We start from the raw sequence: 12,810 nt of genomic DNA, 5'->3' as shown, positions 1-12,810 counted from the left end.
AATGGTGCAGGGAAAGGCGGTGCTGGTTGTTTCCAGCCATGTCGCGCGCGGTTCGGTCGGCAACCGGGCGGCGGTCTTCGCGCTCGAAACGCTGGGTTTCCCGGTCTGGGCCGCGCCGACCGTTCTGCTGCCCTGGCATCCGGGGCATGGGCCGGCAACGCGCATCGTGCCGCCGCCGGATCAATTCCGCGCCTTCATGCAGGATCTGGCGCGCGCGCCATGGGCCGGTGAACTTGCCGCCGTCCTTACGGGCTATCTCGGCGATGCCGGGCAGGCCGGCGCAGTTGCCGACCTTGTTGCGGCGCTGAAGGACAAGCAACCCGGTTTGATCCATGTCTGCGACCCGGTGATCGGCGACAAGGACGGTCTTTACGTACCCGAAGCCACCGCGGCGGCAATTCGCGACCGCCTGCTTCGGGTGGCGGACATCGCCACGCCGAACCGGTTCGAACTGGAATGGCTGGTTGGCCGCCAACTCGGCACCAATGGCGATATCCTCCGCGCGGCACCGGAAACGGGTCCTGCGCGCCTGCTCGTCACATCCGCTCATGCCATGATGGCGGATTCCACGGCCAATCTTCTCGTGACGCCGCGGCGCGCGCTCCTGGCCGAGCACAGGCTGATCCCCCAGGCGCCGAACGGTCCCGGCGACCTGACCGCCGCATTGTTCCTGGCGCGGCTGCTCGGTGGCGACGACGAAGGCAAGGCCCTGGAAAAGGCCACGGCCTCGGTGTTCGAAGTGCTCAACCGGTCGGTGCGCGCCGGATCGGACGAGCTTCTCCTGGAACAGGAGGCCGACAGTCTGAAACATCCTCTGGCCATGGTCACGATGCGCCAGCTTGCGCGCCCCGCGCCGCGGCGGGTGAAGACATGAACGGCGTTCTGGCCGGCGTCGATGGATGCAAGGCCGGTTGGGTGGCGGCCATCGAGCGTGCCGGGTGCGAACCGGTCCTGGCGGTATTCGCCTCCTTCGCCGGACTGATGGAAACGCTGGGGCCGCATGCCATTGTTGCCGTCGACATGCCGATCGGCCTGCCGGAGCGCATCGGGCGCGGCGGCCGCGGACCGGAACAGGCGATCCGGCCGCATCTGGGCGCGCGCCAGTCCAGCGTCTTCTCCATTCCCTCGCGCGCCGCCGTCTATGCCGAACCGGGGCCGTTTGCCGACTGGAATGCGATGCGCGCGGCGCGCCTGCGGGCCGACCGGGTGGCGCGGCAGACATCGGACCCGCCGCGCGGGCTGGCCTTTCAGGCGTTCACGCTGTTTCCCAAGATCCGCGAGATCGACATCCTGCTTCGGGCCTCCCGCGACCTGCGCGACCGCGTGATCGAATGCCATCCGGAACTGGCCTTCTGGCGTCTCAATGGCGAAAAGGCGATGACGCTGCCGAAAAAGCTCAAGGGCCGTATCCATCCACCGGGCATGGCCGAGCGGCGTGGCCTGCTGATGCGGCATGGCCTGCCGGAGGCGCTGGTGGCGGCGTCCGCGCCGCCCGGTGCGGGCGCGGACGATTGCCTGGACGCGCTGGCCTGCCTGATGATCGCGCGGCGGCATGAAAAGGGCCTGACCGAAGCCTTCCCGGACCCGCCGCTGACCGATGCGCACGGAATACCCGTCTGCATTCGCGCTTGACAGGGGCGGCGCAGGGGGCTTGATCGGGCATCGGCATGGACCAGAGGCGCAGACGATGACCACATTCCCCACTTCCCTTGCCCAAGGGTATCGCGATTTCATGCAGGGGCGCTTCACCGTCGAAACGGAGCGCTACCAGACGCTGGCGCGGGAAGGGCAGAAGCCGGAAACCATGGTCATCGCCTGTTGCGATTCGCGCGCCGCGCCGGAAATGATCTTCAATGCATTGCCGGGCGAACTGTTCGTGGTGCGCAATGTGGCCAACCTGGTGCCGCCCTACAAGCCGGACGGTGAATATCATTCGACATCGGCGGCACTCGAATTCGCGGTTCAGAGCCTCAGGGTCAAGAACATACTCGTTCTCGGCCACGGGCGCTGCGGCGGCATATCGGCTGCGTTGACGAGCGGGGCGGAGCCATTGTCACCGGGTGACTTCATCGGCAAGTGGATGGGTCTGCTCGGCCCTGCATCCGAGGCTGTCGGCTCCTATACCTTCATGACCGGCACGGAAAAGCAGACGGCGCTGGAACGGATCTCGATCCGCTATTCGCTCAACAACCTGCGCAGCTTTCCCTGTGTCGACATCCTTGAAAAGAAAGGCCGGCTCGCGCTGCACGGCGCGTGGTTCGACATTTCCACCGGTGAATTGTGGGTGATGAACGCCCAAAGCGGTGATTTCGAACGGCTGGCGCCGGAAATGCTGGCCGAAGGAATGGAACCGGCCGGGAAAGACAAGGCCTGAACGGCGTGCGTTCACCTTCTTCTCAATCCCTGCTTCTCTGGTGAGGCAAGACCCATGCGCCCCGTTTTCCGCCTTGCAGCTTTCGCCCTGTATCTGATCGTGTCCGGTCCGGTGCTGGCCGACCCGGCCAATGTCCTGGCGCGCTGGTATGACGGATTGGCAGCCGGCGACGCTACCGTGCTTGCACCGCTCATCGCGGATGAGGCCGTCTTCGTGCTGGAAGACATCGGCATCGAACAAAACAGGGATGCGTTTCTGGAAAGCCTGCCGGAATGGCGCGAGGCAATCGCGGGCGGATCGATCGACTGGCGGCTGGATGCGGCGGGCGCGGACACCGCCACCGTGGTGGTCTGCTACCGTTTTCCCGGCAGCGCGGTGGAAACGCGCGAAACATTCGCATTCGCTGGCGACCAGGTCGTGCGCAGCGAGCAGGCCGAAACGGGCGAGGACTGCGAGGGCTCGTAAGCGAGCCTTGTTGTGCGGGATCGAGGCCGGCGCGAAGGCCGGCCTTTCTCATGGTTTGCCGAGTGCCCTACCGGCCGTCGATCTGCGATGCCATGATGGCGATGGCCTGCTGATAGACGCCGGCGGCATTCCAGCCCTGGATGGCACGGTAATTCGGCTGGCCGGGCTGGTAGCCGGCGCCCGGACGCCAGCCATGGGCGCGCAGGAAATTGGCCGTCGATGCCAGCGCATCGGCGGAGGAGCGCGACAGGTTCAGCCCGCCGCCATCGAAATCCACGCCGTAGCGGGCGACGGAACCGGGCAGGAACTGGGTCTGGCCCCATTCACCATGCTTGGCGCCCACGGTCGAACTGGACAGAACGCCGCGATCCACCAGCTTCAACGCCGCCAGAAGGTGACCGGTGAAGAAATCGGACCGGCGGCAATCGTAGGCCAGCGTGGCGGTGGCGGAAAGCAGATTGGAATTGCCCTGGAAGCCGCCAAAGGCCGTTTCCATGCCCCAGATGGCGATCAGCGGGCCGGGGGGCACGCCATAGCGGGCCTCGATCTGCTTCAGCAGCGATGCCTTGGACTTCTTCAGCCGTTTGCCCTTGGCGACAATGGTGTTGGCGCCGCGTACCTGCATGAATTTCTTCAGCGAGTATTTGAAGCTTTTCTGGCCCCTGTCGGCGCGGATCGTATCATTGGCGTAGCGTGTCGCCATCAGGGCGGCGATGCCGCGCTGGCCGACGCCGGCGGATTGCGCCTCGCCGGCCATTTGCCGCTTCCAGGCATCGAACCCGGACGATGTGTTTCCGCACTTGGCTGCAAACGCGGCGCCGGGTGCCATGAGAAAGGCACAAGCTACGGCCGTGGCCATGGCGTGGCGTCGGATGGTCATCGGTAGGTCCTCCGGATAGAATGAATCGTCAGCCCCGGCGTGAATTTGCCAGTGATTGCGCTTCTTGTCATCCGGGGCAATGCCTGAAACCGGCAACAAGAGGAAATGCAATTCCTGCAGGCAAACATGGCAATCGCGTGGCAGTACCGTGCATTTCGGCAGCCGGGTTGACTCCGTGGCGTTCCCCGACTATGCACCGCGTTCGACTTTCCGCGACGAGTGAGAACTCCGACGCGCCGACCAGGAGGCGGGACGCCCCGCAAACCTGGAGGTCAACGCCCGGCAGCGCGATGCGCCCCCGGGCGCCGAACCGTTTTGGCGATTGGAATTCCGCGCTGCGATGGTTATCTCCGGGGGCATGAACCCCGGAACCCAAGGACTGGACGATGTTTGAGAGCTTATCCGACCGGCTCGGATCAATCCTGAACGGCCTTACCGGCCGCGGCGCGCTTTCCGAGGCAGATGTTTCGGCGGCCCTGCGCGAGGTGCGCCGCGCCCTTATCGAGGCCGACGTCGCGCTGGACGTGGTGCGTTCCTTCACCGACCGGGTGCGCGCCAAGGCCGTGGGCCAGGATGTGCTCAAGTCGATCAAGCCGGGCCAGCAGGTCGTCAAGATCGTTCATGACGAACTGGTCGAGATGCTGGGGTCGGAAGGCGAGGCCATCGACCTCAACGCGCCGGCGCCTGTCGTCATCATGATGGTCGGCCTGCAGGGATCGGGCAAGACGACAACCACCGGCAAGATCGCCAAACGGCTGACCGAGCGCCAGGGCAAGAAGGTGCTCATGGCCTCGCTGGACACACGGCGCCCGGCCGCGCAGGAGCAGCTCAGGCAGCTCGGCGAACAGACGGGCGTGGCGACATTGCCGATCGTGCCTGGCCAGGATCCGGTCGCCATCGCAAAGCGTTCCGTCCAGGCGGCGAAACTCGGCGGCCATGACGTCGTCATCCTCGATACGGCCGGACGCACGCATATAGACGAGCCGCTGATGGTGGAAATGGCCGATATCCGAAAGGTGTCGGACCCGCATGAAATCCTTCTGGTCGCGGACTCGCTGACCGGTCAGGACGCGGTCAACCTGGCGCGGAATTTCGACGAGCGCGTCGGCATTACCGGCATCGTGCTGACCCGCATGGACGGCGACGGGCGCGGCGGCGCCGCCCTTTCGATGCGCGCCGTGACCGGCAAGCCGATCAAGCTGATCGGCACGGGCGAGAAGATGGACGGGCTGGAGGAATTCCACCCCAAGCGCATCGCCGACCGCATCCTGGGCATGGGCGATATCGTCAGCCTGGTCGAAAAGGCTGCCGAGACCATCGATCAGGAAAAAGCCGCCGCCATGGCGAAGAAGATGCAGGAGGGGAAGTTCGACCTGAACGACCTCGCCGACCAGCTTCGCCAGATGCAGAACATGGGCGGGCTTGGCGGCATCATGGGACTCATGCCCGGCATGGGCAAGATGAAGGACCAGATGGCCGCTGCCGGCATGGACGACAGGATGTTCGGACGCCAGATCGCCATCATCCAGTCGATGACGCCGGCGGAGCGGTCCAATCCCGACCTTCTCAAGCACAGCCGCAAGAAACGCATCGCCGCTGGCTCCGGCACCGATGCCGCGCAGATCAACAAGCTGCTCAAGATGCACCGCCAGATGGCCGACATGATGAAGGCAATGGGCGGCAAGGGCCGAAAGGGCGGCATGATGCGCGGGCTGATGGGCGGCATGGCCAGCAAGATGGGCCTTGGCGGGATGGGCGGGATGGGCGGCATGCCCGACCTTTCGAAAATGAGCCCGAAGGAACTGGAAGCGCTGCAGAAACAGGCCGAGGCCATGGGCATGGGCGGCGGCGGCGCGCCGAAACTTCCGGGCCTTGGCGGTCCCGGTTTGCCGGGCGGATTGCCGGGGCTGGGCGGGCCGAAGCTGCCGGGCATGCCCGGGAAGAAGAAATGAGGGCGCAATGAGCGACAACAAAGACATTGCGCGCGCCCGCGACGTGCTGAAGGACCTGCGCCGGTCGATCGACAATTTCGACGCGGTGCTGATCCACACACTGGCAGAACGCTTCCGCTGCACCCAGAAGGTGGGCGAGCTGAAGGCGCAGCACGACCTGCCGCCATCCGATCCCGACCGCGAGGCGCGGCAGATCGAGCGGTTGCGCCGGCTGGCCGACGAGGCGGGCATGGATCCCGACTTCGCCGAGAAATTCCTCGCCTTCATCATCAGGGAGGTGATCCGCCATCACGAGGCCATCGCGGCCCGTGCTGCGGAGGATGAACAGACCGCCTGAGGGAAGACCCGAAGGCATGCATGCATTGAAACGGATCAGAATCGACAGGAGTAGACCATGGCACTGAAAATCCGTCTGGCCCGCGCTGGCTCCAAGAAGCGCCCGTACTATCACATCGTCATTGCCGACGTGCGTGCCCCGCGCGACGGCCGCTTCATCGAGCGCGTCGGCGCCTGGAACCCGATGCTGCCCAAGGACGGCGACCGCATCACCCTGAACGAGGAGCGCATCAAGCACTGGCTGGAAAACGGCGCACTGCCGACCGACCGCGTGCTGCGTTTCCTCGACCAGGCCGGCATTGCCAAGCGCCCCGAGCGCAGCAACCCGAAAAAGGCCGAGCCGGGCAAGAAGGCGCAGGAGCGCATTGCAGAGCAGAAGCAGCGCGAGGAAGAAGCGGCCGCTGCCGCTGCCGAAGCTGCCGCCGCGCCGGCCGAGGAAGCCGCTTCCGAATAACCGGAAGCGCTTTGCCGTCATGCACAGGGCCGTCCCGGCAGGGGCGGCCTTTCGCTTTTTGCCGTTCAGGCCAGCGCCGCCGAACGGTTTTCCGCCGGTTTCGGCGCGCTGAACAGGATGACGAAGCCGGCGATGAAGAACAGGCAGATGACGGCCATGCCGGCGCGGGGCGACGCGGCGGTCTGGGTGACGGTTGCGACGAGGAAGGGCGCCAGGAAACTGGTTGCCCGGCCGGCGAGCGCATAGATGCCGAAATAGCGTCCGGCTTCATCGGGTGTGACCGAGCGGGCCATATAGGAGCGCGAGGAGGCCTGCACCGGCCCGAAGGCCGCACCGATGAGCAGGCCGAAACCGATATAGGCCAGTTCGGCCGGCGTGCCGAACAGACCGCCCGTATCGGCGCCGCCGAACTCGACAAGGCCGAACGCGGTGAAGCCCGGCCCGGTGGAGACGATGCCGATGGTGGCGACGAACAGCATCGCGACGCAGATCAGCACGATGCGCTTGGAGCCGAAGACCTCGTCGAAGCGCCCGGCGATAAGGCATCCGGGAATGGCGACGATGTTGAGGATGATCCCGAACAGGCCGATCTCGGTGATCGACCAGGCAAACATGCTTGCGGCAAAGCCGCCGCCCAGCGCCAGGAGCGCGTTGACGCCATCCTGGTAGATCATGCGGGCGATCAGGAAGCGGGCAATGCCGGCGCGTTTGCGCAATTCGCGAAAGGTCTGGCTGATATCCGCCAGCCCCGCGGCCACGGCATTCGTGGTGCTGGTTCCCTGGCGGGCATCGGGCGTGAACAGGAACATCGGCAGAATGAAGACGAGATACCAGAGCGCGGCGATGGGGCCGGTGGCGCGGGCGTCCTCGCCCTGGACCGGATCGAGGCCGAAGAGCGGCGGGATGCCGATCAGGGTGCGGCCCGTTTCCGGAGAAGCGGCGAGAAAGAGGATGACGAAGACCAGCACGATCATGCCGCCCATGTAGCCCAGCCCCCAGGCGGTGTTGGAGATGCGGCCGATCTCCTTTTCCGGTACCAGCCGGTTCATCATGGAATCGTTGAAGACAATGGAAAATTCGGCCGCCACGGTGGCCAGTGTGAAGGCGGCCGCCACCCAGAAAAGGCTGGCTCCGGGCTCGGCCCACCACAGCGTGAACAGGGCCAGGATCTTGATGACGGCAAAGACGCCGATCCACGGCTTGCGCGGGCCGGTATGGTCGGCAATGGCGCCCAGGACCGGCGACAGGATGGCTATGAACAGTCCGCCGGCGGCTACCGCAAAGCCCCAAGCGGCCTGCCCGGCCACGGGATCGGAGGCCATGCGCGAGATGAAATAGGGGCCGAAGATGAAGGTGGTCACCACCGTGAAAAAGGGTTGCGCGGCCCAGTCGAAAAGCATCCAGCCCCAGATACCCTTGCGGCCGGCCGGCGGCAGCGCGAATTCGCTCATCTTGTCCCGTCCCCGTTGCCGCCCATGGCGGTCGATTCATGCCCCGGCGAGATCGCCCATCAGGCCGGCGGCCACCGTCATGCGCGAGACGGTCAGATCACCCGATTCCAGCAGCGCCTGAATGCGTTCACGCGTGCGCCGGATCCGCCCCTCATTGGCCTCCTGCCATGCCCCCACGGGATCGTCCCCGCTGCCATGGTCGCAGAGAACCGAAATGGTGATGCCCCGGCGCGCAGCATCGATCATGGCACCGGCGCGCGAAAGCGCAAGTCCGTCATAGTAGTCGCCGGTCGAAATCGCCCGGGCGGCATCCTCGATGCGACCAAGCCGGAACAGGTCGGTCACGGCGAAGAAGGCATGGGCGGCCTTGCGCAGGTCGGCGCCGGATGCGCGGGCCACGAGCATCATGTCCGGGATCAGTTCCTCGGCACCCAGAAGCGCGATCCGCTTGGCCAGATCCGCAGGCGTGCCGTCATGTTTCATGCGGGCGGAACGGTCGGCCAGCCGTTCCTTCATGAAGTCCGGCAGGAGGCCGGCCAGATCCGCTTCCAGCGCCTTTCGGCCCTTGCGCAGGCTTTCCACCACCGATTCGACGGGTTCACCGGCGTCGCCGTTGCGCAATTGCCATGCGGTGGCGTTCATCACGGTGCGGGCAATGCGGGCATAAAGCCCCAATTGCGCCTTTCCCGGCATCTTGTTGTCGAGCGCATCCACGCTGGCATAGAGCGCATCGAGTTCATAGCCGTCGCGGGCAATGGCGAAGGCGCGCGCAGCCTCGACGGCCGAGCGCCCGGTCATGTCCTGCTGGCGCACGATGAAGGCCGGCCCGCCGCGATTGATTGCGTCATTGGCCAGTTCCGTGGCGATGATCTCGGCACGCAGGCGGTGATCGCAGATCTCGGAACGGTATTTCTTCTGCATCTCGGCCGGAAAATAATCGATCAGCGTCTGCTCGAAATGCGGGTCGGCCGGCAGGTCGGTCGCCATGATGTCGCCGAAGAGCACCAGCTTGGCATAGGAGACCAATACGCCGATCTCGGCGCGCGTCAGCGGTTCGCCGCGGGCCTGGCGTTCGGACAGCGCCTTGGTGTCGGGCAGCAGCTCCACCCGGCGGTCGAGCAGGCCCCGGTTTTCCAGGTGCTCCATCAGCCGCGCCTGATAGGCAAGGTCCGCCATGCCGCGCGCCTCTGTCTGCGAGATGCATAGCGTCTGGTCGTAATTGGTCTCCAGGACGAGATCCGCCACCTCGCCGGTCATCTTTTCCAGAAGCGTGTTGCGCGCCTTGCGTGACAGCTTGCCGTCGCGCATGGCCGCGGCCAGCGCGATCTTGATGTTGACCTCGACGTCGGAGGAATTGACGCCGGCGGAATTGTCGATGGCGTCGGAATTGCAGCGCCCGCCATTGAGTCCGAACTCGATGCGCGCACGCTGGGTAAGGCCGAGATTGGCACCCTCGCCGATCACCTTGCAATGCAACTCGGCCGCGGTGACACGGATGGCGTCATTGGCGCGGTCGCCGGCATCGGCGTTCGATTCGGTGGAAGCGCGGATATAGGTGCCGATGCCGCCGAACCAGAGCAGATCGACACGCATCTTCAGGATGGCGGAAAGAATCTCGTTGGGGGAGGCTTCGGTCTTGCCGAGTCCGATGGCTTCGGCCGCTTCCGCCGGCAGCCTGATGAGCTTCTGGTTGCGCGAGAACACGCCGCCGCCCTTGGACAGGTAGGAAAGGTTGTAATCCTGCCAGCTCGACCGGCCCATGTCGAAGAGGCGCTTGCGCTCCTCGAAGCTGGTCGCCGGGTTGGGATCGGGATCGATGAAGATGTCGCGATGGTCGAAGGCGGCGACCAGGCGGATGCAGGGGGAAAGCAGCATGCCATTGCCGAACACGTCGCCGGACATGTCGCCGACACCGGCCACGGTGAAGGGCTGGGTCTGGATGTCGCAGTCCATCTCGCGAAAATGGCGCTTGACCGCCTCCCAGGCGCCGCGCGCGGTAATGCCCATCTTCTTGTGATCGTAACCCGCCGATCCGCCGGAGGCGAAGGCATCGTCGAGCCAGAAGTCATAGGCCTGGCTGATCTCGTTGGCGGTGTCGGAGAAGGTCGCCGTTCCCTTGTCCGCCGCGACGACGAAATAGGGATCGTCGCCGTCCAGCCGTTCCACGCCCTGCGGTGGAACGACATCGCTGCCCTGAAGATTGTCGGTCACCGACAGGAGCGAGGAAATGAAGGACTTGTAGGCCTCGCGGCCGGCATGAAAGATCTCGTCGCGGCTGCCGCCGGCCGGCAGCATCTTGGGAACGAAACCGCCCTTGGCACCCACCGGCACGATGACGGCATTCTTGACCTGCTGCGCCTTGACCAGACCCAGAACCTCGGTGCGGTAATCCTGCAAACGGTCGGACCAGCGTAGTCCGCCACGCGCGACGGGCCCGAACCGCAGGTGCACGCCTTCGACTTCCAGCCCGTAGACGAAGATTTCATGCGCGGGCCGAGGCGCCGGCAGGAAGGGGATCCCACGCGGGTCGAGCTTGACGGCGAGCTGGCGGGGCGGAACGCCGTCCACCGGCGCGGCATAGCGGTTCGTGCGCATGGTGGCTTCGATCAGTGTCAGATAGCGGCGCAGGATCGTGTCCTCGTCGATGCCGGGCACATTGTCGAGCTTGCCGATTATGGACTTGCGAAGGCGCTCGCATTCCTCCGCACGGCCCTTTGAGCGGGCCGGATTGAAGCGCGTGTCGAACAGGTCGTAGAGATCGCGGGCGATCAGCGGATAGCGATTCAGCGCGCTGGCGATCACCGGCTGGCCGAAGGTGCTGCCGGCCTGCTGCTGATAGCGGCCATAGGTGCGCAGGACGGTGATCTGCTCATGGGTCAGGCCTGCCGAATGGGACAGGCCGTTATAGGCGTCGTCATCGACGGCGCCGCGCGAGGCGGCGGCAAAGGTGTCCTGCATCAATGCGCCATCGTCGGCGAGATCGATGGCGTTGCCGGCGGCGCTTTGCACCTCCATGTCGTGGATGTAGACCGGCACGCCATCGGACGCACTGGTCTGGAACGTGCGCTCGGCGATCACCTTGAGGCCCATGTTCTCCAGGGCGGGAACCCGGCCGGACAGCGAAACCGGTTCGCCGCGATGAAAGATCTTCAGGGCCGCGTGTGTCTCGTCATGGTCTTCGTCGCGGTAGAAATCGACGACAAAGGGATTGTCGGCGGAAATCCCGGACAGAAGCGTGGCATCGTGCAAGGCGCGGCCGGCCGGCGTGATGGCGCGGTAATCGGCCGGAAATCCCGAGGCCAGGGCGCGGGTGCGCGAATCGTAGCCGTTTTCCCGCGCGGCGTCCGCGAGGTCGTCCTCCCAGGTGCGCACAAGGGCGCGGATATCGGCTTCCAGCCTGCCGACGTCGACCTTTGGCGCCTCCGTCCCGTCGCGTCCGATGATGAAATGGACGCGTGCCAAAGGGCCTTCGGGGAAGTCGGGATAATAGGCCGAAAGGCGCCCGTCATAGGCCCGGGCAAGATAGTCACCCAGCTTCTGGCGAACCTGGCTGTCGTAGCGGTCGCGCGGGACATAGACGATGACCGAGACGTAACGGCCGAATTTTTCGGGCCGTGGCAGGACGCGCAGGCGCGGTCGTTCGCCCAGCGCCAGGATGGCGCTGGCATGGCTCTTCAGCGTCGGCAGGTCGATCTGGAAAAGCTCGTCGCGGGGGAAGGTCTCCATGATGTTGAGCAGGGCCTTGCCGGAATGGCCGCCGCGATCGAAACCCAGATCGGTGAGAACCTGCTCGGCCTTGGAGCGGATGAAGGGAATGCGCATGACCGAATGCGTGTAGGCGGAGCCGGTGAACAGGCCGACGATCCGCAATTCGCCGGTCAGGGCGCCTTTGCGGTCGAACGTCTTGACGCCGATATAGTCGAGATAGACCCGGCGGTGGACGACCGACTTGATATTGGCCTTGGTGACGATCAGCGGATCGGGGCCGGCCATGAATTCCCGGATCTGCGGCGTCGTCGTGACCGCTTCGCCGCCGCGGCGCAGCACGCGCAGATCGGGATCATGCAGGATGCCGAGACCGCGCTCGCTCTTGCGCTTGAGCGTGCCGTTGCGGCCGTCGCCGGTCCAGGTGTATTCGCGCATGCCGAGGAAGGTGAAGTTCTCGTCGCGCAGCCATTCAAGGAACTCGGCCGCCTCTTCCGTCGCCTGCCGGTCCAGCGTGTCCTGCGCATGGCGATAGACGCTGATGGCGTGATCGAGGCGGATGAGCATGTCGCGCCAGTCATGCACGGAATGGCGGACCTGCTTGAGAATGGCTTCCAGCCGGGCGCGCAGGGCGCGTGCGTCCTCGTCGTCGAGCCTGGCCACATGGATCTGGATCATCGAGACAAGGTCGCGGCCGGTTTCGGGATTGCGGCGCCTGGCGATGCCGTGGATGTCGCAGATGCCCCTGGTCTCGAAGCTGACTTCGAGCACAGGATGCACCACGAAGAGCAGTTCGCCACAGGATTCGTTGATCTCCCCCATGACCGAATCAAAGAGGAAGGGCATGTTGTCGTTGATGATCGTGACCGCGGTGACCGGCCTGCCCGCCTGGCTGAGATCGGCATGGGTGTCGATGGAGACCACGGCATGACCCTTGCGATGGCGGCAGAGCGCGTCGTGGGCAAGGGTGGCGCTCGCCGCGATCGCTTCCGCCTCGTAGTGGGGCTGGCCGTCGGCCCCTGCCAGCCGCTGAAACAGGTCGTGGACGATCCTTTCCGATTCCTGCCCGGCCTTCTTGCGGCTCGCCGACTTTGTTCCCGCCATGGTGATTCCCCTCTCGCTTTCGCGCATGTTCTTCATGCGGCGCCATGCGCCGGCATGTCCGCGCTTTTTTCGCTTTCCGGCATGCAAAA

The 12,810-nt window shown here is 65.3% G+C and carries 10 protein-coding genes; 7 read left to right on the top strand and 3 right to left on the bottom strand.

Features of this window, described 5'->3' with window-relative positions; all coding sequences use genetic code 11:
* Window position 1 precedes the first annotated feature (1 nt).
* The 4 genes from pdxY to R3D65_RS17895 are packed head-to-tail and all read left to right on the top strand — an operon-like array spanning window position 2 to window position 2,839.
* Window positions 2–874, top strand: coding sequence for a pyridoxal kinase PdxY (gene pdxY, locus R3D65_RS17910; RefSeq protein ID WP_371276643.1), 873 nt, complete (start codon window positions 2–4; stop codon window positions 872–874).
* Complete coding sequence (locus R3D65_RS17905; protein ID WP_371276642.1) at window positions 871–1,632, top strand: DUF429 domain-containing protein; 762 nt, start codon at window positions 871–873, stop codon at window positions 1,630–1,632. Before pdxY ends, R3D65_RS17905 begins: the two co-directional genes overlap by 4 nt.
* 55 nt (window positions 1,633–1,687) lie before the next feature.
* Window positions 1,688–2,374, top strand: a complete 687-nt coding sequence (locus tag R3D65_RS17900) for a carbonic anhydrase (RefSeq protein WP_371276641.1) — start codon at window positions 1,688–1,690, stop codon at window positions 2,372–2,374.
* Window positions 2,375–2,428: 54 nt separating this feature from the next.
* Window positions 2,429–2,839, top strand: a complete 411-nt coding sequence (locus tag R3D65_RS17895; protein WP_371276640.1) for a nuclear transport factor 2 family protein — start codon at window positions 2,429–2,431, stop codon at window positions 2,837–2,839.
* 67 nt (window positions 2,840–2,906) lie between these two features.
* Here R3D65_RS17895 and R3D65_RS17890 read toward each other — a convergent pair whose 3' ends face one another.
* Window positions 2,907–3,719, bottom strand: a complete 813-nt coding sequence (locus R3D65_RS17890) for a lytic transglycosylase domain-containing protein (protein ID WP_371276639.1) — start codon at window positions 3,717–3,719, stop codon at window positions 2,907–2,909.
* 386 nt (window positions 3,720–4,105) lie between these two features.
* On the opposite strand from R3D65_RS17890, the gene ffh reads away from it, so the two are divergent.
* The 3 genes from ffh to rpsP are packed head-to-tail and all read left to right on the top strand — an operon-like array spanning window position 4,106 to window position 6,461.
* Complete coding sequence (gene ffh, locus R3D65_RS17885) at window positions 4,106–5,671, top strand: signal recognition particle protein (RefSeq protein WP_371276638.1); 1,566 nt, start codon at window positions 4,106–4,108, stop codon at window positions 5,669–5,671.
* Between the two features lie 7 nt (window positions 5,672–5,678).
* A complete protein-coding gene (locus R3D65_RS17880; protein WP_371276637.1) occupies window positions 5,679–6,008 on the top strand; it encodes a chorismate mutase in 330 nt (109 codons plus the stop codon).
* 57 nt (window positions 6,009–6,065) lie between these two features.
* On the top strand, window positions 6,066–6,461 hold the full coding sequence (gene rpsP / locus R3D65_RS17875) for a 30S ribosomal protein S16 (protein ID WP_371276636.1): 396 nt from the start codon (window positions 6,066–6,068) through the stop codon (window positions 6,459–6,461).
* Between the two features lie 65 nt (window positions 6,462–6,526).
* Here the strand turns inward: rpsP and R3D65_RS17870 are convergent, their stop codons facing one another.
* Both R3D65_RS17870 and R3D65_RS17865 read right to left on the bottom strand, forming a co-directional pair.
* A complete protein-coding gene (locus R3D65_RS17870; protein ID WP_371276635.1) occupies window positions 6,527–7,912 on the bottom strand; it encodes an MFS transporter in 1,386 nt (461 codons plus the stop codon).
* A gap of 36 nt (window positions 7,913–7,948) precedes the next feature.
* A complete protein-coding gene (locus tag R3D65_RS17865) occupies window positions 7,949–12,748 on the bottom strand; it encodes an NAD-glutamate dehydrogenase (RefSeq protein ID WP_371276839.1) in 4,800 nt (1,599 codons plus the stop codon).
* Window positions 12,749–12,810 lie beyond the last annotated feature (62 nt).

The organism is Zhengella sp. (genome assembly GCF_041397485.1).
In the GTDB taxonomy this organism is placed as follows: Bacteria; Pseudomonadota; Alphaproteobacteria; order Rhizobiales; family Rhizobiaceae; genus Zhengella.
Note: the sequence above shows the minus strand (reverse complement) of the source record. Positions and strands in the feature narration are given on the sequence as shown.

What these genes read in the sequence shown, in the direction of transcription:
- ffh (WP_371276638.1), top strand. Translation starts at nt 4,106, where the DNA reads ATGTTTGAGAGCTTATCCGACCGGCTCGGATCAATCCTGAACGGCCTT.
- rpsP (WP_371276636.1), top strand. Translation starts at nt 6,066, where the DNA reads ATGGCACTGAAAATCCGTCTGGCCCGCGCTGGCTCCAAGAAGCGCCCG.
- R3D65_RS17880 (WP_371276637.1), top strand. Translation starts at nt 5,679, where the DNA reads ATGAGCGACAACAAAGACATTGCGCGCGCCCGCGACGTGCTGAAGGAC.
- R3D65_RS17870 (WP_371276635.1), bottom strand. Translation starts at nt 7,912, where the DNA reads ATGAGCGAATTCGCGCTGCCGCCGGCCGGCCGCAAGGGTATCTGGGGC.
- R3D65_RS17895 (WP_371276640.1), top strand. Translation starts at nt 2,429, where the DNA reads ATGCGCCCCGTTTTCCGCCTTGCAGCTTTCGCCCTGTATCTGATCGTG.
- pdxY (WP_371276643.1), top strand. Translation starts at nt 2, where the DNA reads ATGGTGCAGGGAAAGGCGGTGCTGGTTGTTTCCAGCCATGTCGCGCGC.
- R3D65_RS17890 (WP_371276639.1), bottom strand. Translation starts at nt 3,719, where the DNA reads ATGACCATCCGACGCCACGCCATGGCCACGGCCGTAGCTTGTGCCTTT.
- R3D65_RS17905 (WP_371276642.1), top strand. Translation starts at nt 871, where the DNA reads ATGAACGGCGTTCTGGCCGGCGTCGATGGATGCAAGGCCGGTTGGGTG.
- R3D65_RS17900 (WP_371276641.1), top strand. Translation starts at nt 1,688, where the DNA reads ATGACCACATTCCCCACTTCCCTTGCCCAAGGGTATCGCGATTTCATG.
- R3D65_RS17865 (WP_371276839.1), bottom strand. Translation starts at nt 12,748, where the DNA reads ATGCGCGAAAGCGAGAGGGGAATCACCATGGCGGGAACAAAGTCGGCG.